Consider the following 25,030-nt stretch of genomic DNA (forward strand, 5'->3'; position numbering starts at 1 on the left):
TATGAAAACGCAATCGTTAAACAACTTACCATTGAATAAGCAAGCAGGTTTTACGCTTGTAGAATTGATTATTGTAATCGTTATTTTAGGCATTTTGGCTGTTACTGCCGCTCCTCGTTTTTTAAATTTGCAAGGTGATGCTAACGCTTCAACACTTGAGGGCTTACAAGGCTCTATTCGCAGTGGTATGAATATCGTAAACGGTAAATCTATTATTGCGAGTAATCACAAGAAGGCAACGGCTACTGTTGTTTTAGGTACTGACGCTAATGGTGATTCGGTTGGTGTCCCTACCGTTTATGGGTACCCTGCAGCATCAGAAGAAGCCTTTAAAGCATTTTTAGATGTTAGCTTTGCAACGAATGATTCAGCAGATTTTAACCTTGATGATACAGCCGCAGATGGTACGCTAATTATTTATCCTAACAGTTACGAAAAAACAGATGAGTGCCGTATTGATTATAAACAAGCTACAGCAACGACAGGACCTGTCGTGGTAACTCCACCTACCATTACACTTGTAACTACAGGCTGTTAAGTAAATTAAATGAAAAGCAGTTGTAAGCAACGGTTGCGTGGCTTCACACTCATTGAGTTAATTATTACTCTGGTGATATTGGGAATACTGTCGGTAACGGCAGTTCCCAAATTTCTGGGAAGCTCAACAGAAGATGCCTACTCATATCGAGATAGTGCTTTAAATGCACTCAGAACAGTGCAATTACGTGCAATGCAAAATACAGCAACAACCAGTTGCCATAAACTTTATATAACTCCCACGCTTATCGCGCCACCCACACCAGATACATGTTTAGGTAGCGCAGACGCCAATAACAGCGAACATTTAGTTGTTCAAGTCAACACGCAACGTAGCGATATTACTTTTAACGCGATAGATAGTAATGCAAACACCTTTACTGAAATTAGCTTTGATCCGCTAGGGCGTGCTAATCAAACCTGTACAACACAATGTAAAATTGATGTTGGCTTGGCTGCTATATGTATAAGTGGTGAAGGGCTTATTTATGCATGCCCATAAAATTAAGGGGTTTACATTAATAGAGCTGATTATAGGCATAGTCATGCTTGCTATAACGCTTAGCATTATTACTGCGTTAATTGCCCCTCAGGCACAAAAAAGTGCAGAGCCTATTATTGCTTTAAGAGCATCAGAATTAGGCCAATCTCTGATGAACGAGATTCAAAGTAAATCATTTGATGAACACAGCGACAGAAGTCCTCCTTTTAAGCGATGTGGCGAAATATCTCTAGGTGCTGAGGCGTGTACCGCACCTGCTGATTTAGGGGCTGACAACTCAGAGACCCGAACTAACTACAACGATGTTGATGATTATATTTCGCTCTCTAATCAGCCTATTACAAATAGTTTAGGAGAGGCGTTAGCACAATATAGCGACTTTAATATCGTTATTGATGTTGAATACGATAGTGACTTTAACGAATCAACGAATAACGATGGCACAACCTTTAAGCGAATTACTATTGAAGTTACTTCATCTCTCGGTGAGGTTTACGGATTTAGTGCATATAAAGGAAACTACTAATGCAAGCAGCTAAGTATCAATATGCATTTACGCTTATAGAACTATTACTTGTTATGGTGATCATTGGTATTTTAGCGGTAAGCGCATTTTCATTCATTGGTGCAGGTGTCAGCATCTATTCACAAGGTATAGAGCGTCAAGAAGCCGTTGCGCAGGCTCGTTTTGTAATAACGCGTATAAGCAAAGAGCTACGCCATGCTACACCAAACTCACTTAGACTTTCTTGCGATAATAATGCCCGTGGCGCGTGTAGCGTTCAGCAATGTTTAGAGTTTACGCCGTTTTTGTCGGCCACTCACTATACAAATTACCTACCTACCTTAGCACCTTTTAATGTTAGCGCTGTTGATTTTGCACTTAATAATTTAACGCAGCCGCAAGCTGGAGATTGGGCAACGATATACCCATTAAGCAGTGCTGATATATACGATGAAAATAATAATAAGCGCTTAAAAGTATCTGCATTTAATAGTTCAGCGAGTGCAATTGATGAGTGGCAATTTAGTAAAGCATTTGCTGAGGAGTCACCCAGTAAGCGCCTTTATTTACTCTCTCAACCTGTAAGTTTTTGCGTTGAAGGGCAGTATTTATATAGATATACCAATTACGGTTTTACTGTTAAACAATTGGATGTCGTGAGCTTACAAATAAGCAGTGGTGTTAAACGGGATTTATTAGGTATTTATATTGCTAACAATTTAGCGAGTGATTTATTTTTTACTCTTGATGCACTCTCCTTACAAAGAAACGCTGTGCTTAATGTAAATGCGCAAATGCAATTCAACGATACTGAAGTTATGAGCTTTAACCATGAGGTACATATTCCTAATGTACCTTAGAAAAAACCTTCACGGAAAAGCCTTACCCAGTAAACAAAAAGGAAACTTAATAATCGTTTCTTTGGTCATTATTGTTGCTTTATTAGCACTGGGATTAGCATTAGCTAAAGTGCTTTCTGGCGCATCACAACAAAACACGATTGAGTATTACGGCGCTCGTGCTTATATGGCGGCGCAAAGCGGCCTTGAAAGTGGTTTAACGCAACTATTTCCTGTAAATAGCTCAGTTCAAAGCTGTGCATCAGTCACTACTGATTTAACCTACCAAACTACATATTTAGCTAACTGTAAAGTAGTGATAAGTTGCGATGAATATATAGGTTTACCCGATAGCAGCACAACTAACGGGCTTGTGAATATATATTATCTTCAAAGCAGTGCAACGTGTGCTGCACTTGATTGCCCTGCAGGGAGTAGTTGCACAAAAGACTATTGGCAAACACAAAGAACACTAAGCGTAGAGGCTAAAACGTTACCATGATGAAAAATGCATTAGTCATTATATTTTTTAGTAGCGTGTTGCTTTGTAATTACGCATACGCCGTACCGCCTAAAATAGAAGGGCGTTATATTGAATTACAGGATACATATACGTCGCCTATTTGGACAAAAATAAATTTTCAGCAACAATATATAACGCCTCCAGCCGTGTTTATGCTCTCAACAAATCAAGGCGGAAACCCTGCAATAATAAGGATACGCAATATTACCACAACCGGCTTTGAGGCATTACCGCTTGAGCCCTCAGGCGAAGATGGCGGACACGTTAGTATGGGCGCTCATTACTTAGCTGTTGAATACGGTGTGCATGAATTTCCCGATGGAACAGTTATGGAAGTCGGGAGTACCGATTTGCAGCTAGAGCTACAATATGGTTCTAAATCAGGTTTTTCACCGATCACACCTAAAAGTTATAAGTCGTTAGTTTTCGCAGAGCCCTTTTCTCAAAGGCCAAACTTTTTTCATTCTTTGCAAACGCTTAATAGTATTGATGGCAATCCTCCCTCTGAGGCATTAATACCATTTTTAACTGTAGCGGTAGAAAGTGGTTCGTTATCAACTAGTGCTGTAAATATAGCGCTTGAGGCATCTGAAACTGCTTTGGGTGTTATTCAAAGTGAAACCGTTGCTTATATGGCTGTAGAACCTGGAAGTAATCGTACTTTTAGCGACGATAATGGTGTAGAGGTTTCATGGGAGACATTTTTTACTGGCTTTGAGGTTGATGGATGGAGTAATGGGTGTAATTACTTTAATTTTACGAACGACTTTGCTGTAGCTCCCTTGGTAGTGGCGAGTAAAAATTCACGTTTGGAAGAGGACGGGGGGTGGCTGAGAAGCTGTAACCTCAGAACAGACCGATTGGGGTTGGTGGTAGATGAGGACCGTAACGCAGATAACGAACGAAATCATGTTGAAGAAGAAGCATCAGTTCTCGCGATGACCAGTACCTTTGTGTTTAATGGTGATATTTTAGATTGCGAGACCTTATTTCCCGGCGCTATATCTACTTACAATAATGGTGAAGTACAGCTTGTTCAGGGGGTTGAAATAACAGATGGTAATGCACAATTTGTAACCACGACGAATTTAATTTCTACAGCATTAACGAACCCCCCTTTGTGTAACGGGCAAGGCTGTGTTGCAAGTGGCTATAATTCATTAGAGCCAAATCAAGCTGCACAGGTACCGACAGTTACAAACGATGGTAGCTCAACAGGTCCTATTCCTAATTCGCTTGCAGGGGATTATTTTTACGATGAGCTGCAGCTAAGTATGCTTGAAACACAATATAAAGTAACAGCACCCACACGGATTTTTTTAAAAGACACAACATCTCTTGTATCTACTTCATTTTTAAATATTGGTAAAACGAATATAGAAGTGGCACCGGGGGCATACTTAGCAATTTATGTTGATGGTGCAGTGGCCATTGCCGCAGATGCGAATATCTCAGCATATATTGTCGCAACAGGTGAAGTAAGAATAGCGCAAAATGTTACATATAAAGGGTCTATTACTTCTGCAACACAAGTCATTACAGAAGGAAGTTCAACATTTGATGCACTAACAGTCCCTGAAAGTATCCCTGGGTTTTGTGGTATTTATAAGCGGGTAACTTTAGATCATTATCGTTTATCAATAAGTGATAACAAGGGGTTAACGTGTGAAGCAAAAGAAATGACGCTTACGGCCTGTGCAAACGATGCGTGTGATCTATTGTTTGACGAACCGTCTAGTTTTAATTTATCGCCAGATAATAGCGCTCAACAGAGCTGGGTTACAGGAGAAGATATTAGTTTTACCGGCTCTACAGTGGTCGAGTTTGCAAAGCGCACAACTGGTAGTGTCACTTTTGGCTATAACACCGCAGACCCTTCAGCACCGCTTCGCTGTTATATTGCAGGTAATAATGTGGGGCTCAGTGGCTGTAAAGTGACGTTTTCAGATGCGGGGTTTATTTTTAATAATGAAACCGATGGCAACACAACTATACCTACTCAGTTATCAGCTAAACCTTCAAACATAGGTTTTAACGCTAAAGCGCTCTCAATCCAGGCAGTTAAAACAAATACTACTACCGGCGTATGCGAAGCTGCTTTTCCTGCAGGTGGTGATGTAAACTTAGATTTAGCCTATACCTGCAGTGCAGGGGCGAGCTGTACTGACCCTGTTGTACTAAGTAATAACAATAATGACTATAGTGTTGAGCAGGCGCCCCAAACTTTTACTATAAATTTTGATAATGATTCTAAAGCGCCCATTATTATTAATTATCCTGATGCAGGTAAACTCAGCCTAAATGTAAAAACCAATCTCATATTAGATCCCGTAACTAATCTGTCGGTTAATTTAACAGGTAGCTCGAATGAGTATGTTATTAAACCATTTGGGCTCGCAATGAGCGTTGAAAATGATGGTTACGCAGCAGACTTTAATGGTAGTTTGTTTAGACTAACCGGTGAAGCATTTAACTTAAAGATGAATGCTGTGCAATGGCTTGCAGGGCAAGATAGTAATAATGATGGTAATCCTGATAATTACAGCAACATTAGCAATAACCCCATTGCTAAACACTTTATTGCAGAGCAACCGTTAGTAGCGGCTACAATTAAAGCCCCTGTATCAGGTGTGTCAGGTACGCTTGAAGCTGTGAGTACTGCTGCTTTTAGTGATACAGGAAGCTTAAGCGAATCTATATCGCAGTATAATTACGACCAAGTAGGCATTGTTGATTTAACCGCAGGGCTGCAAGATGCAGATTACTTTGGCGCTGGTGATGTAAAGGGGGAGCTTTATAACGTGGGCCGTTTTGCACCTTCTCAGTTTCAAATATTGGGCATACAAGCTGCTGCACAATGTACACGTTATGGCAGTAATTTAACTTACCTTGAGCAACCATTTGAGCTTGGCTTTACAGTACAAGCACAAAACCAGAACAGTCAGTTAATGGCAAACTACCGTGATGGGTTTGATAAATCCTTGGTATTTATTAACGCTGAAAATAACGAAGCCGGTAATTATATACCCGCAACAAGTTTTACCAGCCGACTTGTAAACCTCGGTAATAATAGCTGGGGAGATATAAGCGATGGTCAATGGCAAATGAGCCAAATTAATACCACGCTTAAAAGGTTAGGTGTAGATCAGCCTGATGGTCCTTTTTCTATGGTTAGTTTAATGGCAACCCTAAATAACATTGAAGGCGCAACACTTGTAGGTGCAAACGATAAACCTAATACCCAAACAACATGCTCAGGTGGCTGCAATAGCGTAAGGTTAAACTCTGTACCCATAGAGTTTAAGTTTGGACGTTTAGTGCTTGGCAATAATTCAGGTTCTGACTTAGACCCTTTACTTGTTCCTATGCAGGCTCAACATTACAACGGTAGTGGTTTTGTTAATAATGCAGAAGATAATTGCAGCGTGTTTGAGCATACTCAAATTACACAAGTAGCGCCTTCGAGCCCTATATTAAACTATGAGTATGCAGCAGGAGTATCTGGGCAATTAGAGTCGGGCAACTACCCTACAAATAATGGTATTTATACCCAACCCAATGGGTCAGGTGAATTTACATTAGAATATAATACTAATGACTGGCTAAAATGGGACTGGCAAGGCGATGGCACACAGCTTAATCCTCATGCTATTTTACAATTTGGCCGCTTTAGAGGAAATGATCGGGTTATTTACTGGCGTGAAACACGCGAATAGTTGTAAACTAAGATAATAATTGAACAAAGCTTGTGTTTTGTGCTGCAAGTACATAGCATAAGGCTTTAATTATAAAAAATAATAACGACCAAATAATTGCCGCTTTTTGGGACTGGAATATATGCGAATTACTCCTTTATCTCTGTTAATTTCAGCTAGTTTGTTAGCTACTAGTGCATTTGCACAAGACACAGCAACAGTAACTGGAATTGAGTCAGAGATTAGTGTTAAACAAACAGAATACGATAACTCGACAAGAATACTTGAAAAACATCTTAAAGAAGAAAGTCAGTTACAAAATCAATTAGAGCTACTTCGCTCTCGTTCCACAGAGCTAGATAAAGAAAAAAACCAAGCGCTCGATGCGATGAACGAAATGTACCGTCGTTTGATTGACGATCCAACTATTGATATTAGTGCAGCGCAGTCGCGCTATCAAAAAGCTGTGGTTGATCATAAGCAAAATAAAGATGATATTTCTATGCAGTTGGCGGCAATTGCATCCCACCGTAAAGACATTGAACAAATTCGTGTAGCGAAGCATACGCTGTTAAATACTTTAGAGAGCTTAAAAGAGCAGTTAACTTCAGCTCGTGTAGAGCGCTTACGTAACGAGTTTACGCGCGAAGGTACACTTGAAGTTAACCATACTATTAACTGTAAGCGTACAGAAACGCTTGCGGCATGTGAGCAGCGCGGCCAACAAATGGGCCTTCAAAAAGCGACTAAACGCTTTGTCGATCAAATATTTGCAAATTTAACAGAAGAACGCATTGTTGAGCCAAAACGCAATTTAGCGGGCGCTCAAGTACAAATTCTAAGTAGCCACGTAGTAAATAGTGCCTTTAGCGGACAAGGTAATTACAACGTTAATTTAAGCGTTACTATGCGCGGCGAAGTAAACAGCAGCCGTTTATGTAGTTTATTAAGTATTGATAATCGTTATTGCTCAGAGTATGGCACGCCACTCACTGCAACTTATCAACCAGCCTACGGCACAACATTTACTGATAGTCAGTTAACATTCAGTAATACCAAGGATAATGCCAGCACTGTTTCGGTTTCTCGTTTAAAAAAACAACCCGTGCGCGATTATTCGGTTAAATCGGCAGCTGTTAAAAGAGATTACCCTACAATAGTTAATAAAAAGCAGGATCAAACAGTAGAGCTAACATTACGCTCTAATGTATACGATGATGAAGTATTTATTGACGGTGTTAGCTTTGGTTCAACACGTTTAATTACACGTTTACCGCGTGGAGTACACAATGTTGAAGTGCGAAAGTTAGGTTATAAGCCATTTCAAGCTCGTGTTGATTTGAATAAAGCACAGACTATTCATGCAAAGTTAGTAAAAAAGCCTGAGTCGATTGCTGCACCGACCTACACCCGTGAGCAACCAGAAATAAAAACTCGTCAGGTTAGTGAAAACGTTAATGTATTAAATACGAACGTAGAAACTCCGGTTGTTGTTATTCCTGCAGGTAAATTTAAAATGGGCGACATAAATGGCAACGGTTTAGCCAATGAGCGTCCAGTAATTGAAAAAGTGATAGCGAACTCTTTTGCTATGCAAAGCAAAGAAGTAACCGTGGGAGACTACGAAAAATTTGTAGCAAACACGGGCTATAAAACGCAAGCAGAGCAAAACAAAGGGTGTGCATATTATTTAAATGGTGAACCAGTATGGGAAGCTAATTTAAATTGGCGCAATCCAGGTTTTGAGCAGGGCAGTGACTTTCCGGCTGTGTGTTTAACGTATAACGATGCTAAAGCTTACGCTGAGTGGTTATCAGGTCAAACAGGTCAACAATTTCGTTTACCAAACGAAGTTGAATGGGAATATGCCGCCCGCGCAGGAACCGAAACAGAATACCCTTGGGGTAACGAAATTGGTAAAAACTTAGCAAACTGTGGTTGGTGTGGTAGCGAGTGGTCAAACAGACGCACTGCACCGGTAGGGTCTTTTTCTCCTAATGCATTTGGATTATACGATACCGTAGGCAATGCATGGGAATGGACCAGCAAAGAATCTGGTAAGTCAGATGTGGCGGTTAGAGGCGGAGCGTGGAATTTTGCACCAAGTCTTGCACGTGCATCTACGCGCTTAATTTTAGCGCCTGACTTTAGATCTAACTACATTGGTTTTCGCTTAGTTCGCGAACGATAAAAACTCAATAAGGAAGCTTTGCTTCCTTTTTTCCGAAAATTTAAAAAGGCAGCTGCGCTTTATATTGCTCATCTATTCAAGCATGTTAAAGTGAGGCAGCTAATATAAGAACGTATTTCAAAGGTCATCCAGCCTCATGTTTAAAAAACTCCGTGGTATTTTTTCTAACGATCTATCGATCGACTTGGGTACAGCCAATACCCTAATCTATGTAAAAGACGAAGGTATTGTACTTAATGAACCTTCTGTTGTAGCTATTCGCCAAGAACGAGCTGGTGGACCTAAAAGTGTTGCCTCTGTAGGAACGGAAGCAAAACTTATGTTAGGTCGTACCCCTGGCAATATAAAAGCAATTCGCCCAATGAAAGACGGTGTTATTGCTGACTTTTTTGTAACAGAAAAAATGCTCCAGCATTTTATTAAACAAGTACACAATAATAACTTTATGCGCCCAAGCCCACGTGTACTTATATGTGTACCGTGTGGTGCAACGCAAGTAGAAAAACGCGCGATACGCGAATCTGCAATGGGGGCGGGTGCTCGTGAAGTTTACTTAATTGAAGAACCTATGGCTGCGGCAATTGGCGCAGGCTTACCTGTATCTGAAGCAACAGGCTCAATGGTTGTTGATATTGGTGGTGGTACTACTGAAGTTGCTATTATTTCACTAAACGGTGTTGTTTACTCATCATCAGTACGTATCGGTGGTGATAAATTTGACGAAGCTATTATTAATTATGTGCGTCGTAACTTTGGTAGCTTAATTGGTGAAGCGACAGCTGAAAATATTAAACATCAAATTGGTTCTGCGTTTAAAACAGATGAACCGATTGAAATTGAAGTGCGCGGCCGTAACCTTGCAGAAGGGGTTCCACGCTCGTTTACGCTTAATTCTCACGAAATACTAGAAGCACTGCAAGAGCCATTAATGGGTATTGTAAGTGCAGTAATGGTTGCACTTGAACAGTCGCCACCAGAGCTTGCTTCTGATATTTCTGCGCACGGCATGGTCCTGACTGGCGGTGGTGCATTATTAAAAGATTTAGATCGCTTATTAATGGAAGAAACAGGCATTCCGGTTGTTGTTGCTGACGATCCACTTACTTGTGTAGCACGCGGTGGTGGTAAAGCACTTGAGATGATAGATGTTCATGGTGGTGATGTTTTTAGTTACGACTAATGAAATTAATGTTTGGACGCACAGTCTCTTTGCAACTGCGACTTTTTGTCGCAGTGCTTTTGAGTATCGTACTCATAGTAGGAGACAGATACACGCAAGGCGGTACGATTGTTCGTACTACTCTTAACACGCTTGTAAGCCCTCTAATTTACGTTGCTAATTTACCTTACGAATTGTTTAGCTTAGGTGCTAAAAGTTTGCACACTCGCGAGCAACTCCTTACTGAAAATGAAGCGCTGAAAAAAAAGCAAATGCTTCAAAGCGAACAATTGCAGCAGTACCAATTTTTAGCGAGAGAGAATCAAAAGCTACGCGCTTTGTTAGGCTCATCGGCTAAGCAATCTAATCGCAAAATTATTGCTCAGGTGCTCTCTGTACACTCTAACCCTTACAGTCACCAGGTCGTTATTAATCGGGGTACTACTGATGGGCTTAGTGAAGGGCAAGCTGTAATTGATGAAATGGGTGTAGTGGGGCAGCTTACTAAGGTGGGTTCTACTACGTCACGCGTTTTACTGATGACCGATACAACGCATGCAACGCCTGTACGCATATTACGAAACGATGTACGTACCGTGGTTGAAGGTATTGGTAAAATTAACGTTGTTAAGCTTTCTCACGTGCCACATAGCTTAGATGTACGAATTGGTGATGTACTTGTTACATCCGGCTTAGGCGGGACCTTCCCAGAGGGTTACCCTGTAGCAGTCGTCACTGAGATTAATCGTGATGAAGGACGCCCATTTGCACAAGTATTTGCAGAGCCTATAGCGCAGCTAGACCGTATTCGATTACTTGTTATTTTATGGCGTAATCAACAGGAGCAAACCAACGATGATTGACCGCTATTCATTGTTAATTGCACTGAGCATCTTTTTTGCTTTAATAATGGCATTAATGCCACTGCCGTTTTCATTTGAACCGTTTAGACCCGACTGGGTTTTACTTGTGCTTATGTATTGGTCTCTGGCCGTCCCGCACAGGTTAAATATTGGCGCGGCTTGGGTTGTTGGCTTACTCATAGATTTAGCGTCTGGTTCTCCGCTTGGCGTAAATTCGCTAACATTTTCTATATGTATATTTGTTACTGCAAGTAACTTTCAAAAAATTCGTAACTTCTCGCTTTGGCAACAAAGTTTACTGATTGGTTTATTTTTAACGCTGTATCACTTAATGCAGTTTTGGCTAAATCACTTTTTGTTAGGGGTTTATTTTAATCCTCAGTATTTATGGCCAGTAGCAACCGGTATGGTGAGCTGGTTTTGGGTGTTTTTACTACTTCGTAAATACCGTAGACACTTTAGGATCAGATAATGACTTGTGCAGTATATTTGGCATCAGCCTCCCCACGCCGTAAAGAGCTATTGAGTCAGCTAGGCATCGAATTTACACAATTTAGTGTTGATGCCGATGAAAGCCCACTACCAAATGAACAACCTAGCGCCCTTGTTGAACGCTTAGCACGATTAAAAGCGCAAAGTGGTGTTGCGCTTGGTTATACAGACCGTCCAGTACTAGGCAGTGATACCGTCGTTGTTATTGATAACGAGTCACTTGGTAAACCTCGAGATAAAAACGATTTTACAGCCACCCTAAAACGCCTATCAGGTAACACCCACCAAGTCTTAACTGCCATCGCATTTGCCAATAAAACTGACGTAGTGAGCTGCGTAGTCAGTACCGATGTAACCTTTAAAACATTAACTGATAAAGAGATAAATGACTATTGGGAGTCAAAAGAGCCACTTGATAAAGCCGGTGGCTATGGCATCCAAGGGTTGGGTGGTCGCTTTGTAACTCACATTGCAGGTAGCTATTTTGCCGTTGTAGGCTTACCTTTATACGAGACCGAACAATTATTACAAGCATTCTTAAGAAGGTAGCATGAGTACAGAATTACTAATAAATGTCACGCCAAGTGAAAGCCGTGTTGCCCTGATCGAAAATGGTGTACTTCAAGAAATTCAATTAGAGCGAATTGGAAACCTCGGTATTGTAGGCAATATTTACCTAGGAAAAATTAGTCGTGTTTTACCTGGTATGCAAGCTGCGTTTGTAGATATAGGCCTAGATAAAGCGGCTTTTTTACACGCATCTGATATTGTAAACAGCGCCTCAATTGTTGAAGGTGTTGACGACGAGCCTATTAAAAAAGTACAAGATATTCGCGAGCTTGTCCGCCAAGGGCAATACATTATGGTGCAAGTGGTTAAAGACCCATTAGGTACTAAAGGTGCAAGGCTTACTACCGATATCACTATCCCATCTCGCTACTTGGTATTTATGCCTGATGCTACCCATGTAGGTGTTAGTCAGCGTATAGAAACAGAAGAAGAGCGCTCACGCCTTAAAAAAATAGTGGCTGAGTATGGCGACGATAATGGCAGCTTCATTGTGCGTACTGCAGCTGAGGGTGCAAGTGAAGAAGAGCTACGTCACGACGCTGGTTTCTTAAGAAAGCTCTGGGAGAGAATTACTTCTCGCAGACAAAAAACCAGTAAAGCCAGTATTTTGCATGAAGATTTAACGCTCGCTTTTAGAACCCTACGTGACTACGTAGGTGAGGACATGGAGCGTATTAGGGTCGACTCAAAGCTAACTTATGAAGAGCTAAAGTTATTTACAGAAGAGTTTGTACCGCTGCTTTCTCAAGTTTTAGAGTACTACCCGGGTGAGCGACCTATTTTTGACTTGTTTGATGTTGAAACAGAAATTCAAAAAGCACTACACCGTAAGGTAACGCTCAAATCGGGTGGTTATATTATTATTGACCAAACCGAAGCAATGACCACGGTGGATGTAAATACAGGCGCATTTGTAGGCCATCGTAATTTAGAAGAGACTATCTTTAATACTAATGTAGAGGCAACGTCTGCAATAGCGCGTCAGCTTAGGCTGCGTAATTTAGGCGGTATTATCATAATCGACTTTATTGATATGGTAAGTGAAGATCATAAACGCCGTGTATTGCACTCTCTTGAGTCAGCACTTGCTAAAGATCGTACTAAAACTAATATTAATGGTCTTTCTGCGCTTGGCCTTGTTGAAATGACACGTAAAAGAACGCGTGAAAGCTTAGAACATGTTTTATGTGATGTTTGCCCTGCGTGTTCAGGACGCGGCTCGCAAAAAACAGTAGAGACTGTTTGCTACGAAATTTTACGTGAAATAGTACGCGTAAACCGAGCTTACGCAGCGGATAAGTTTATGGTTTACGCAGCACCAGCAGTCAGTGAGGCATTACTTAATGATGAATATCATAACCTAGCTGAACTTGAACTATTTATAGGTAAGCAAGTCAACATTCAAACAGAGAGCTTATACAGCCAAGAGCAGTTTGATGTGGTAATGATGTAATGAAAGCAAAAGCGGTCTGTTTTTTTTGTTTTAGAAAGTTATGGCAAACCTGCGCCATAATTTTAGTATTACTGGCCGTTATTGTTTCAATTTTAAAGTACACACTTCCTTATGCAAACGACTATAAAGGAGATATTGAAACCTACCTCCATGATAAGTTTGCAATCAGTTTATCAATCGGTGAAATATCAGCAAGCTGGCAGGGTAGTGGTCCCGCCCTTGTGCTTGAAAACCTATCGTTTAAAGACAACGAAACCGCGCCAATTTCACTCACTATTGCAAAAACTAGCCTAGAACTTAATTTGTGGGAAAGCTTAAAGTCTTTTCAGCTCAAATCTAATTACTTTGTTATTAACGGCTTTCATACAAGCGTAAAGGTCGAAAACTTATTACAAAGTAACGACGAAGAGGTATCGTTTGAACAAAAAGAATTAATAGAAGAGCTATTTTTAGGTGAAACAGGCCACTTCGCAATAGAAAGCTCCAGTATTAGTTTTATCCTAGAAGATGGCAAAGAGCGTAAGCTACTTTTAAAAAATATTGTATGGCAAAACGAAAACGAGCAGCATTTAGGGAGTGGTAGTTTAGCGCTACCGGGTATTTCCGTTGGAAGCTTTGATGCGCGCATTGCACTTACCGGCGATACCATTGAACAAATAGCTGGCGATATGTATGTACAAGCTAACCAGGTGGATGTATCTAATTGGTTAGCGCAATATATTAATACTGAAAAGCAACAGCTGCATAGCGATATTAATTTACAAGCTTGGCTAAAATTTAATGAAGGCCAAGTAAGAGATATTAAAATGCAGTGGCTACCTAGCTTTGTGCGTTGGCAACGAGATGATCAAAGCCAACAAGTAAGCTTAAGCGAAGGCGGTTTTCACTTATACCCAGAGCAAAATAGTTGGCACCTAAAAAGTACCGGTTTAGCGTTCAATAGTAACGATAAAGCGTGGCCAAGCCTTGAATTTGAAGCGCAGCTAGGCAAACAAAATAAAGTATGGCTTCATCAAGTTGATTTTGAATTGTTAAGTAACTTGGCGGGACTCAGCAATTTTAACGCCCTAGAGCCACTACTTGCACGCCAACCAACAGGGCAGGTAAATCAAGCGTATTTAAGTTTTAGCAGTGCACAGCAATGGCAGTTGTGGTTTGAAGCAAACAATATAGGTTGGCAAGAATTAAATTCGGTACCAGCAGCGCAAGCGCTTAGGGTTGATGGGTTGCTTACGCAAAACCGTGGCCGAATAAACCTATTTGGCGAAAACGGTACGCTGGTTACAGGTGAGAGCTTTAGTGACGATATCAATTATAATCAACTCAATGTTGAGCTTGATTTAGCTAAGCGTGCAAATGGCTGGCAAATAAACAGTGACAATATTTGGTTTGATAACAACGAAGTGACACTCGCCGCTGAGTTACAAATTAGTTTAGGCGATGATCCTCGGTTAGATCTTTATGCTGAAGCATTTGCACCTGATGCCAAAATTGCAGGGCATTACTTTCCATTAAAAGCAATGAGCCCAGGCTTAGTGAGTTACTTAAATGGTGCAATTAAAGAGGGCGAAGTATCTAAAGCGCAAGTACTATTTGCAGGGCCGCTTTCAGGCTTTCCATTTACAGATGGTAGTGGGCAGTTCGATGTTTTAGCACAAATAGATAATGCCACTTACCAGTTTGATCCAAATTGGCCTTCGGTCAAAAATGCTAACATACAATTACATTTTGCTAATGAGCGAATGGACATTTATAGCCAGCAGGGCCAATTAGTTAATTTAGAACTCGGTAATAGTGTAAAAGTAAGTATTGCCGATTTAATGAATGCCGATGAACTAATAGTACAAATTGATAAAAAAGCGCCAATGGAAAAGTTACATGACTTTTTTGCTGCCACCCCAATAGCAAACCCTCTTGCTAATATTTTTGAAGTTGTGCAAGGAAAAGGTGAGGCTCAGGCCAGTATTGAGCTATTAGTTGGTGACAAATTTAAAGGTGGGGCGAGCGTTAGTGGCAAGGTAGCACTTAAAGACTTACCTCTTTATATTGCAAATCCAGGCATTGAGCTTGAAAAACTTAATGGCGAACTGACTTTTAAAAACGACAATATTCGCTTAAATAACGCCACTGCAACATGGCTTGGCATGCCGATAAAAATTGATTACGACAGCCAAAGTAACGCAAAGGATTACACCGCAAATATTAATATTAAAGCGCAACTAGATGCCGATACGTTAATCGCTAAAGCCCAAGGCATATTAAACGGCTATTTGAGTGGGCAAAGTGAGGTAGATATAGGCCTTACATTAAACTTCACCGAACAAGGCTTTAATTACCGCGCTCAAGTAAATTCTGACCTACTAGGTTTAACAAGCACTTTACCTGCACCTTATAATAAAACTAGTCAGCAAGTTTGGCCGCTTGATGGCGTAGTGCAAGGTGATGATATTTCAAACCTGATAACTGCCAATGCAAATAAACAGCTGTTTTTTAATGCTATTTTAGAAAGTGGTAAGCCACAGTTTAGCAATGTGAATATTGTATTGGGTAAGCAAGATTTAGGGCTTAACCAAAAAGATTTAAGTGTGAATATAAACCTCGAAAAAACTAAATTATCTCCTTGGATAGAATTAATAGATCAAATTATACATGCCGCACAATCTAAGTCAGATGTGCAATCACAAGGTATTATGCCGCCACTTAGCGAAGTGGTTGCAAATATCAACACGCTTGATGCAAGTAATATTATTTTTAACGATTTTGAGATGCGTCTAGCGCCGTTGCAAAGCGACTTATTTTTGAAATTAAATGCAAAAGAGATGCGTGCAGGAGTATACATTCCTATATCACAACCTAGCCAACCAATTAGAATTAACGCTGACTACTTAAGGCTTAACTTTGCTGAAAAAGTAGAGCAACCGCTTGAAGTCACAGACGTACTCCCAAAAGAAAATTTAAATTGGCTTACTAAAGTGCCCGCAATTGAGTTTGAATGCAGTGATTGTAAAATATCGAGCTACCAGCTTGATAAAGTAAGCGCGTCGCTTGTTGGCGATGGTAAGCGTCTATCAATCTCAGAGCTTGTGGTTGATAAAGGCGATCATATATTGCGTACTAATGGTCAGTGGCAAAACGGATTAACACAGCTCAGTGGAGAGCTTAAAAGTGATGATATAGGTACGCTCTTTGATGAGTTTGATATAACCACAGCCATTAAAGATTCTAAAGCAGATCTTAATTATAACCTTACTTGGCAAGCCGCCCCGTATGATTTTGATGTTAAAAGCTTAAGTGGCGAGGTAGATTGGGATTTAGGAGAAGGGCACTTAACTGAAATCAGTGATGGTGGCGCACGGGTATTTTCATTGCTTAGTCTTGATTCGTTAGTGCGTAAGCTAAAGCTTGATTTTAGAGACGTATTTTCAAAAGGTTTTTTTTACAATAGCCTGCAAGGCACTATGCAATTAGAAAACGGCATTGCTTATACAAAAGATACACAAATGGATGGTGTACCCGCCGATTTAACTATTAAAGGCTATGCAAATTTAAATACCCTCGATATAGACTACGACCTAGCAGTTGCTCCGCAAGTTACCTCGAGTATTCCTGTAATCGTGGCTTGGATGGTAAACCCTGTAACAGGGCTTGCAGCATTGGCACTTGATAAAGTAATTCATTCAGCCAGGGTGATCTCCGAGATCAATTTTAAGGTGACAGGTAAAATGAACGATCCGGTGGTACAAGAACTTGATAGAAAAAGCCGTGAGGTTACTTTGCCACAAGCGGCTCAAAATCAGCCACAAGCATCAGTCGATTTAAAACTTAAAGATGCACAAGTAACAGTAACGCAATGAACAACACTGAAATACTCGGCACCCCAACAATAGTAGCCCTGCAAATGTGTTCCGTGCAAAACCCTGATGACAACATAGCAAGCTTAAAGCAAGCACTTAAAACACTTCCAGCAACTAGACCATTACTTGTATGTTTGCCTGAGGCTTTTTTAGTGTTTAGTAAAAGCGCAAACGATACGTTACTTGTTGATAAGCAAGTTGAGCAATATAAATTACAACTTAGTGAGTTGTGCCAACACCATAATATTTGGATAAATGCTGGCACAATGCCTGAGCCATTTAACGAACATAAATATTATGCAGCATCGCACTTATATAATAATCAAGGCGAGCTGGTTGCAACGTATAACAAAATACATTTATTTGATGTAAACGTAGATGATAAAACAGGTCGCTATCGAGAGTCAGACTCTACCCAAGCAGGTAATGATGTTGTGGTTGTAGACTCTCCCTTTGGTAAAATTGGCCTAACAGTATGTTATGATCTGCGTTTCAGTGGGCTATTTAATGAACTCGCTCGCCAAGGCGCTGAAATTATTTTAGTACCCAGTGCATTTACAGTCCCTACAGGGCAAGCACATTGGCAACCGTTATTAACGGCGCGTGCAATAGAAACACAATGTTATGTAATTGCCGCTGCGCAATACGGAACACATGAAAATGGCCGACAAACGTATGGCCACAGCATTATTATTTCACCGTGGGGCGAGCAACTTTCAGTGCTGCCAAGCGGAGTTGGGTTTATAAGCGGTCACGTAGACTTAAACCAATTAAATAAAATTAGAAGAGATATGCCTGTGCAATCTCATCAACGATTTAGAGAGCATTTATTATGAATTCGGTTGAACAGCATTTATTACACGACAGCCAGCTAAATCGAGAAGAACTCGAAAAAACGCTCGGCTATATTCATCAGCATAAAGTGGATTACGCCGATTTATACTTTCAATCAAGCCATCACGAATCGTGGGTGCTTGAAGATGGTTTAGTTAAAGAGGGCTCTTACAACGTTGAACGTGGTGTCGGTGTGCGTGCAGTAAGCGGCGAAAAAACAGGTTTTTCTTACTCTGATGCAATAAACCTAGAAGCGTTAAATAAAGCGGCTACTGCGGCTCGTAGCATTGCAGATGCAGGCGAAGATAAAGCAATAAAAGTATTTAGTGATGTAAAAGCAAAAGAGCAATTTGCGCCGCACCAACCAATTTCAAGCATGAGTGATAACGATAAAGTAAGCTTATTACGTGAGCTTGAAAACTACATTCGTGAACTCGCACCCGATGCAGAGCAAGTAATTAGCTCAATGTCGGCAGTGTACGAAGAGGTATTGATTGCTGCAAGTGACGGTACATTTGCAACCGATATTCGTCCTCTTATTCGTTTAAACTGCTCAGTACTGCTTGAAAAAGACGGCCGCCGTGAACGTGGTGGCGCAGGCGGTGGCGCGCGTTTAGATTACGGTTATTTTAAAGAGTTAGTTGATGGTAAACCGCGTTGGATGGGATTTGCAGAAGAAGCAGTACGCCAAGCTAAAGTAAACCTTGAGGCTATTGATGCACCAGCGGGTACGATGGAAGTTGTACTTGGCAATGGATGGCCTGGTGTGCTTTTACACGAAGCCGTAGGGCATGGTCTTGAAGGCGACTTTAACCGTAAAGGCGCATCAGCATTTAGCGGCAAAGTAGGGCAAAAAGTAGCGTCAGAGTTATGTACCGTTGTTGATGATGGCACAATGGCAGACCGTCGCGGTTCACTAAATGTAGATGATGAAGGTACACCTGCTGCATACAATGTACTTATCGAAAATGGCATTTTAAAAGGCTATATGCAAGATAAGCTAAACGCACGTTTAATGGGTGTAAATCCAACCGGTAACGCACGTCGTGAATCTTATGCGCACTTACCAATGCCACGCATGACTAATACCTATATGTTAGGTGGAGAGCATAGCCAAGCCGATATCATCAGCTCAGTTAAAAAAGGTGTTTTTGCACCAAACTTTGGTGGCGGGCAGGTAGATATAACATCAGGTAAATTTGTATTTAGCGCATCAGAAGCGTATTTAATCGAAAATGGTAAAATTACACAGCCGATTAAAGGCGCTACGCTAATTGGTAACGGCCCAGAGGTTATGCAGCAAATCTCTATGGTAGGCAACGACCTTGCACTTGATAAAGGTGTGGGTGTATGTGGTAAAGATGGGCAAAGCGTACCTGTAGGTGTGGGTCAGCCAAGTCTTAAAATTGATCAGCTTACTGTTGGCGGTACAGCTTAAATATTGCCAAGCGCGAAGTGAATTCGCGCTTTTTGTGACGAATGTAAAGTTTAGGCTTTTCCTTCATCCTTTTTATTTTTTTCAGCCTCTTCGTACCATAATGCAAAAAAAGACTCTGTTAATTTGTGCTCTATTTCAAGCGCTTTATCGGTTGGGCAAAATAGCGTAAAGCTTGCTTTAAATTCACCTAATTCAGTGGTGCCAAAATGTATAACAGGCTCTGGTCCTGATATTTTTGCATCTAACTTTCGTTCAATCATTGAGTTATAGCGGCTCGCTACGTCTTCAAATTCTTCGCAGTATTGTTTTGCTTTTTCAGTGAGTAAGCTGTGAATGGGATAAGGGTTAAAGCTCTCTCTGCGCACAATAGTAAAGTGATGAGTTGCAAAGCGTTTTACAAAGTTTAAGTTTTTAATAGAACTAGTAATAAGCTTGTTATTTGGAATATATATGGTCTTTCTTGAAAACTGATATGTACGAATATCAATTTCATGCATAGTGGTTTTTACCCAATCGGTTTCGGCTACTTCACCAAAATAGTCACCTACTTGTATCCAATCACCTACTCTAAATGGGCGCGTTGTTACAAGATAAAAAAAGCCGATAACACATTGAATAAACTCACGTGTTGCAAGCACAATAGCAACTGCAAAAGCTGCAATTGAAAGCGCAAAATTTTGAATTTCGGTCGATCACACAAATAATAGCGACAGCACCATTACAAAGTTAATAAAATGCTTAATATTGTGTAATATATACCTAATGTCTTTTTCTTTTTTTTCAGCTCGGTTTTTTGCTAGCTTATCTACAAGTACTTTTAAAACAAAAGCAACCACAAGCAAAAGCAGTGAAATAAGAAATGGGTGAGACAAAATATCTTTAAGCATAAATTCCAAAACACTCGTAAATCTAAACACTAGTATATTGATTTATTAAATCAATTAGCAAACTTAACTTCAAAAAGATTAAGTCGGTTTAGATTAAGGCTTAACCACTAGGGTGAGGATGTTAATTATTAAGTTGCTTGCGACAAAAAAGTACAAGCTCAATAGCCGAAATTAAAATTAAAGTATAACCAAGCGTTTCTATCCCTTCTTCCACAATGTTTTTAACTATACGCACGTAGTTATCTCCCATTACAGCATGCCAAAATGCGCCCTTACCCATCATACGAGAAAAAGCCAGTAGCGTAACTAAGCCTGCTAAGAAAATTCCATAACTTGGTGTTTGCGCATAAGCTTGGATAGAGCTGTAAATGGTGCCTCTTTTTGTGATTAGGTAAACGATTATACAAGCGAGTATTGAATAAACGATAGCTTGCCAAGCCCCATCAAACACATACATATCGAGGTATGTATCAAATTCTCTTACAAACATGATTGCTGCTAGAGTCGCAAGTAATACGCAAGCTATCTTGAGTTTCGAGTTGATGCGCGAGGCATAAAAAAACAAAATAAAGCTTAGCATTGTTAAAATGTCTTGCATGTGTTCAGTAAGCGTTTCTTCGCTATAAAGTGCATTTTGCTGAAGCGTAAAGCCTTCTAGTTGAATTAAAGAGGCAATGCCTGCTAAGCATAGTAAGTAAATAAAAGATCGCAGTAAAAACATATAAAACCAAATAGGTGACTATTGTGCGAGATTCTAATTACAAAAAGGCATGAAAGCCAAAACAATATGGAAACTTTTTTTATATTTTTAGGTCTAATATTTTTGTTGTTAAATTAATGGGTTAGATGTGTATTTAATGTACTTTTGATGTTTTGTTTGTAATGGTTTTAGTGTGATTGTTGTGCATTAAGGTATAAATATACTGAGCATAAAAAAGCCCTTACTAAATAAATAGTAAAGGCTATTATAGTTTCAAATAGATGCTTAGCGCATCGTTACAAATTCTTCTGAGCCTGTTGGGTGCAGCGCAACAACAGCATCAAAATCAGCTTTAGTCGCGCCCATTTTCATGGCCACTGCAAATCCTTGAATCATTTCATCAACTGCAAAACCAATTCCGTGAAGGCCAACTACTTTTTCCTCAGGGCCAGCACATACAAGTTTCATTTTACAAGGCTGGCGGTGTTTCGTTACAGCCGTGTACATCGCCGTAAATCCAGATTGGTAAATTTTAACGTTTTCTTCGCCATACTGAGAAATCGCTTCTTGCTCAGTTAGGCCAATAGTGCCAATTGGTGGATGGCTAAATACAACCGTTGGCACTAAGTTATAATCCATTTTTAAATCATCAGGGAGCTCTTTGTTAAACAAGCGCTCTGATAAAGTACGCCCAGCTTTAACGGCTACAGGCGTAAGTTCAATACCGTTTTCGATGATATCGCCAACAGCATAAACGTTTTTAGCTGTGGTATTTTGAAACTCATCAACTTTGACAAAACCATCGCTATTAACTTCAACGCCAGCAGCTGCAACATTAATAGCGTCTGTTGTTGGTTGGCGACCAATTGCCCAAATTACTTGGTCAACATTTTGGCTTTTACCATTATCTAAATGTAGCGTTACAGAGCCATCATCTTCTTTAACTAATTTATGAGGTACAGATTCAGTATGAAGAGTAGGGCCCTCAGCAGCCATAACATCAACAAGCGTGTCAACGATGTATGGGTCAAAGTTACGAAGTGGAGAATGCTTACGAACAAACAAATGGGTCTCTGTGCCTAGGCCGTGTAAAACCCCTGCAAGCTCAACCGCAATGTAACCAGCGCCAATTACTGCAACGCGCTTAGGTTGTTCTTTAAGCTCAAAAAAGCCGTTAGAATCAATACCGTGTTCAGCCCCTTCAATATTAGGGATACTTGGACGCCCACCTACAGCAATTAAAATATGATCAGCGGTGTAATGCTCGCCGTTTACTTCAACCGTTTTGCTGTCTACAAATTTAGCAAAACCTTTGATTACAGTAACGCCGTTACTCGCCAGGCCACTATCATAACCTTTGTGAATTCGGCCAATGTAGGCTTCACGACTTTCTACTAACTTGCTCCAATCAAAGCCTTTAACTTCAACATTAAAACCATAGTCAGGCGCATATAAGTTAATAGCTTCAGCTACTTGAGCACCATGCCACATAACTTTTTTAGGCACACACCCTACATTTACACAGGTGCCACCCATGTGTTTTGCTTCGATAAGTGCCACTTTAGCGCCACGCATTGCTGCACGGTTTGCTGAGGCTATACCGCCACTACCGCCACCAATTGCTATGTAATCAAAATGCTGAGCCATGTTTAATCCTCAAAAAATATATTCAACTATAATGTGCCGATGATAGCATATGAAAAGTGCAAGTCACCCAAGGCGATGCTGTAAAAAACCGATAAATACAACAAACGAAACTCTTTAATATGACGATCAGTTTTATCGTAACCTATATTAGACCTATCAATGGAGGCTTGTATTTCATTGTTTTGCCCCAACTTCAAATTCATAGTCAATTAAATTGAGAGAATTCATGAGCGAATTACAAATTAACCCACTCATTGGCCTTGAAGGCTTACCACCATTTTCAAAAATAAAGCCGGAGTATGTAGTACCAGCACTAAAGCACGGTATTGAACAAAGCCGCAAAGCCATAGACGATGTACTAGCGAAGGGTTCGTACACGTGGGATGATTTAGTATTACCTTTAGAAGAAGCCGACGATAAATTATCACGCATGTTCTCTCCGGTTTCGCATTTAAATTCTGTTATGAATAACGATGAGTTACGTCAAGCATACGAGCAGTGTTTACCTCTTATATCTGAGTATTCAACATTTGTAGGGCAACACCAAGGTTTATATGAGGCCTATAACGCGCTTTATAATAGCGACGAATTTAAAACGCTAACGACTGCTCAGCAAAAAACAATTACCAATGCACTTCGTGACTTTAAGCTCTCAGGTATAGCACTTGGCGATGACGATCAAAAACGCTACGGCGAAATTAGCGTACGTTTATCTGAACTGGCTTCTAAATTTGGTAATAATGTTATGGATGCAACACTTGCATGGCAAAAACACATTACCGACGAAAGCCAATTAGCGGGCTTACCAGAGTCAGCATTAGCGCTTGCAAGCGAAACAGCAAAAAGTAAAGATTTAGATGGTTGGGTATTCACGCTCGACTTCCCATCGTATTTGCCAGTAATGACTTACGCAGATGACCGTGAATTACGCAGAGAAACCTACACCGCATTTTGTACACGCGCATCAGATCAAGGTCCTAATGCCGGGGAATACGATAACTCAGCAATTATGAGTGAGGAGCTTGCGCTTCGTCATGAGCTTGCCCAGTTATTAGGATTTAGCAGTTATGCCGAGAAATCCCTTGCAACTAAAATGGCTGAATCTCCAGAGCAAGTGTTTTCCTTTTTAGAAGATTTAGCAGCTAAATCTAAACCTCAAGCAGAGCAAGAAGTCGCAGAGCTAAAAGCCTATGCTGAGCAAAAGCATGGCATATCTGAGCTTCAAGCATGGGATTTCGGCTACTACAGCGAAAAATTAAAACAAGAAAAATACGCTATTTCAGATGAAGTACTACGTCCGTACTTCCCTGCAAATAAAGTGCTTAGCGGGTTATTTGAAACCGTTAACCGTTTATTTGGAATTACCGTAAAAGAAGTTAACGACTTTGATAGTTACCACTGCGATGTTCGCTTTTTCGAAATTTATGACAGCAGTAATACATTACGTGGTCGTTTTTACTTAGATTTATATGCACGTGACCGTAAACGCGGTGGAGCGTGGATGGACGACTGCATGGGGCGTAAAGTGCGCGCTAATGGCGAGCTACAAACACCTGTTGCATATTTAGTGTGTAACTTTAATAAAGCCGTAGGTGACAAACCTGCGCTATTTACACATGATGAAGTAACTACTTTGTTCCATGAATTTGGTCATGGTATCCATCACATGTTGACTCAAGTTGATGCAGCGCCTGTAGCGGGTATTAATGGTGTTGCATGGGATGCAGTAGAGCTTCCTAGTCAGTTTTTAGAAAACTGGTGTTATGACGAAGAAGCACTAAGCTTTATTTCAGGGCATTATGAGACTGGAGAGCCACTACCTAAAGAGTTATTAGATAAGCTACTAGCTGCTAAAAATTATAACTCAGGCATGCAAATGCTACGTCAAATTGAGTTTTCGTTATTCGACTTTAAAATCCATAACGATTACAAAGCGGGTGAGCAGTGCCAAATTCAAGCGGTATTAGATGATGTGCGTAGCCGTACCTCAGTAGTTAAACCGCCGGAGTTTAATCGTTTTCAGCATGGTTTTAGCCACATATTCGCAGGTGGTTACAGCGCGGGTTACTACTCATATAAATGGGCAGAAGTACTTTCAGCGGATGCATTTTCTAAATTTGAAGAAGAGGGCATTTTTAACGCAGAAACAGGCCAAGCCTTTATGCAAAATATTTTAGAAAAAGGCGGTAGTGAAGAACCTATGGAACTGTTCAAAAAGTTTCGCGGTCGAGAGCCAAGTGTTGACGCATTACTTCGTCACAGCGGTATAGCGGCTTAAGGCAACTTTATTTCTTATTCTTACTAAAGCGCCTTAATGGCGCTTTTTTATTGTTTTTATATT

Annotated in this window: 18 protein-coding genes and 1 pseudogene; 16 read left to right on the plus strand and 3 right to left on the minus strand. The window is 40.5% G+C overall.

The window, feature by feature from the left end; all coding sequences use genetic code 11:
* The first annotated feature begins 1 nt into the window (after position 1).
* The 15 genes from J8L73_RS10070 (at position 2) to tldD (ending at position 19,455) form a co-directional block, all read left to right on the plus strand.
* Entirely contained in the window at positions 2–538 is a 537-nt protein-coding gene (locus tag J8L73_RS10070; RefSeq protein WP_211016697.1) for a prepilin-type N-terminal cleavage/methylation domain-containing protein, read from the plus strand.
* Positions 539–547: 9 nt separating this feature from the next.
* Positions 548–1,039, plus strand: a complete 492-nt coding sequence (locus tag J8L73_RS10075) for a prepilin-type N-terminal cleavage/methylation domain-containing protein (RefSeq protein ID WP_211016698.1) — start codon at positions 548–550, stop codon at positions 1,037–1,039.
* Positions 1,026–1,565, plus strand: a complete 540-nt coding sequence (locus J8L73_RS10080) for a prepilin-type N-terminal cleavage/methylation domain-containing protein (protein ID WP_211000346.1) — start codon at positions 1,026–1,028, stop codon at positions 1,563–1,565. The genes J8L73_RS10075 and J8L73_RS10080 overlap by 14 nt, the downstream gene beginning before the upstream one ends.
* Positions 1,565–2,404 carry a prepilin-type N-terminal cleavage/methylation domain-containing protein gene (locus J8L73_RS10085; RefSeq protein WP_211016700.1) on the plus strand — a complete coding sequence of 280 codons (840 nt, stop codon included), beginning with the start codon at positions 1,565–1,567 and terminating at the stop codon, positions 2,402–2,404. Before J8L73_RS10080 ends, J8L73_RS10085 begins: the two co-directional genes overlap by 1 nt.
* Positions 2,394–2,885: an agglutinin biogenesis protein MshP gene (locus J8L73_RS10090; RefSeq protein ID WP_211016702.1), complete on the plus strand. Its 492-nt coding sequence runs from the start codon at positions 2,394–2,396 to the stop codon at positions 2,883–2,885. Before J8L73_RS10085 ends, J8L73_RS10090 begins: the two co-directional genes overlap by 11 nt.
* Positions 2,882–6,622, plus strand: a complete 3,741-nt coding sequence (locus tag J8L73_RS10095) for an H-type lectin domain-containing protein (RefSeq protein ID WP_211016704.1) — start codon at positions 2,882–2,884, stop codon at positions 6,620–6,622. Before J8L73_RS10090 ends, J8L73_RS10095 begins: the two co-directional genes overlap by 4 nt.
* A 121-nt stretch (positions 6,623–6,743) precedes the next feature.
* On the plus strand, positions 6,744–8,792 hold the full coding sequence (locus J8L73_RS10100; RefSeq protein ID WP_211016713.1) for a formylglycine-generating enzyme family protein: 2,049 nt from the start codon (positions 6,744–6,746) through the stop codon (positions 8,790–8,792).
* Between the two features lie 136 nt (positions 8,793–8,928).
* The gene (locus tag J8L73_RS10105) at positions 8,929–9,972 is read left to right on the plus strand and encodes a rod shape-determining protein (RefSeq protein WP_007586338.1); all 1,044 of its coding nucleotides are present in this window, start codon (positions 8,929–8,931) and stop codon (positions 9,970–9,972) included.
* On the plus strand, positions 9,972–10,814 hold the full coding sequence (mreC, locus tag J8L73_RS10110) for a rod shape-determining protein MreC (protein ID WP_211000351.1): 843 nt from the start codon (positions 9,972–9,974) through the stop codon (positions 10,812–10,814). Before J8L73_RS10105 ends, mreC begins: the two co-directional genes overlap by 1 nt.
* The gene (gene mreD / locus J8L73_RS10115) at positions 10,807–11,286 is read left to right on the plus strand and encodes a rod shape-determining protein MreD (protein ID WP_211000352.1); all 480 of its coding nucleotides are present in this window, start codon (positions 10,807–10,809) and stop codon (positions 11,284–11,286) included. The genes mreC and mreD overlap by 8 nt, the downstream gene beginning before the upstream one ends.
* On the plus strand, positions 11,286–11,855 hold the full coding sequence (locus tag J8L73_RS10120) for a Maf family protein (RefSeq protein ID WP_211000353.1): 570 nt from the start codon (positions 11,286–11,288) through the stop codon (positions 11,853–11,855). Before mreD ends, J8L73_RS10120 begins: the two co-directional genes overlap by 1 nt.
* A gap of 1 nt (position 11,856) precedes the next feature.
* A complete protein-coding gene (gene rng, locus J8L73_RS10125) occupies positions 11,857–13,329 on the plus strand; it encodes a ribonuclease G (protein WP_058547573.1) in 1,473 nt (490 codons plus the stop codon).
* Positions 13,329–17,183 carry a YhdP family protein gene (locus J8L73_RS10130; RefSeq protein WP_211016715.1) on the plus strand — a complete coding sequence of 1,285 codons (3,855 nt, stop codon included), beginning with the start codon at positions 13,329–13,331 and terminating at the stop codon, positions 17,181–17,183. The genes rng and J8L73_RS10130 overlap by 1 nt, the downstream gene beginning before the upstream one ends.
* On the plus strand, positions 17,180–18,019 hold the full coding sequence (locus J8L73_RS10135; protein ID WP_211016717.1) for a carbon-nitrogen hydrolase family protein: 840 nt from the start codon (positions 17,180–17,182) through the stop codon (positions 18,017–18,019). Before J8L73_RS10130 ends, J8L73_RS10135 begins: the two co-directional genes overlap by 4 nt.
* A complete protein-coding gene (gene tldD, locus J8L73_RS10140; protein WP_211016718.1) occupies positions 18,016–19,455 on the plus strand; it encodes a metalloprotease TldD in 1,440 nt (479 codons plus the stop codon). Before J8L73_RS10135 ends, tldD begins: the two co-directional genes overlap by 4 nt.
* Before the next feature lie 50 nt (positions 19,456–19,505).
* Here the strand turns inward: tldD and J8L73_RS10145 are convergent.
* From J8L73_RS10145 to gorA, 3 genes and pseudogenes are all read right to left on the minus strand, one after another.
* Positions 19,506–20,342: pseudogene (locus tag J8L73_RS10145) on the minus strand (mechanosensitive ion channel family protein).
* A gap of 121 nt (positions 20,343–20,463) precedes the next feature.
* Positions 20,464–21,063: a hypothetical protein gene (locus tag J8L73_RS10150; RefSeq protein ID WP_211016720.1), complete on the minus strand. Its 600-nt coding sequence runs from the start codon at positions 21,061–21,063 to the stop codon at positions 20,464–20,466.
* 264 nt (positions 21,064–21,327) lie between these two features.
* On the minus strand, positions 21,328–22,689 hold the full coding sequence (gene gorA, locus J8L73_RS10155) for a glutathione-disulfide reductase (RefSeq protein ID WP_211016722.1): 1,362 nt from the start codon (positions 22,687–22,689) through the stop codon (positions 21,328–21,330).
* Between the two features lie 226 nt (positions 22,690–22,915).
* Between gorA and prlC the strand changes: the two genes are divergently transcribed.
* Positions 22,916–24,967 carry an oligopeptidase A gene (prlC, locus tag J8L73_RS10160; RefSeq protein ID WP_211016724.1) on the plus strand — a complete coding sequence of 684 codons (2,052 nt, stop codon included), beginning with the start codon at positions 22,916–22,918 and terminating at the stop codon, positions 24,965–24,967.
* Positions 24,968–25,030: the final 63 nt, after the last annotated feature.

Origin of the sequence: Pseudoalteromonas sp. MMG006, from assembly GCF_018101025.1 — a bacterium.
In the GTDB taxonomy this organism is placed as follows: Bacteria; Pseudomonadota; Gammaproteobacteria; order Enterobacterales; family Alteromonadaceae; genus Pseudoalteromonas.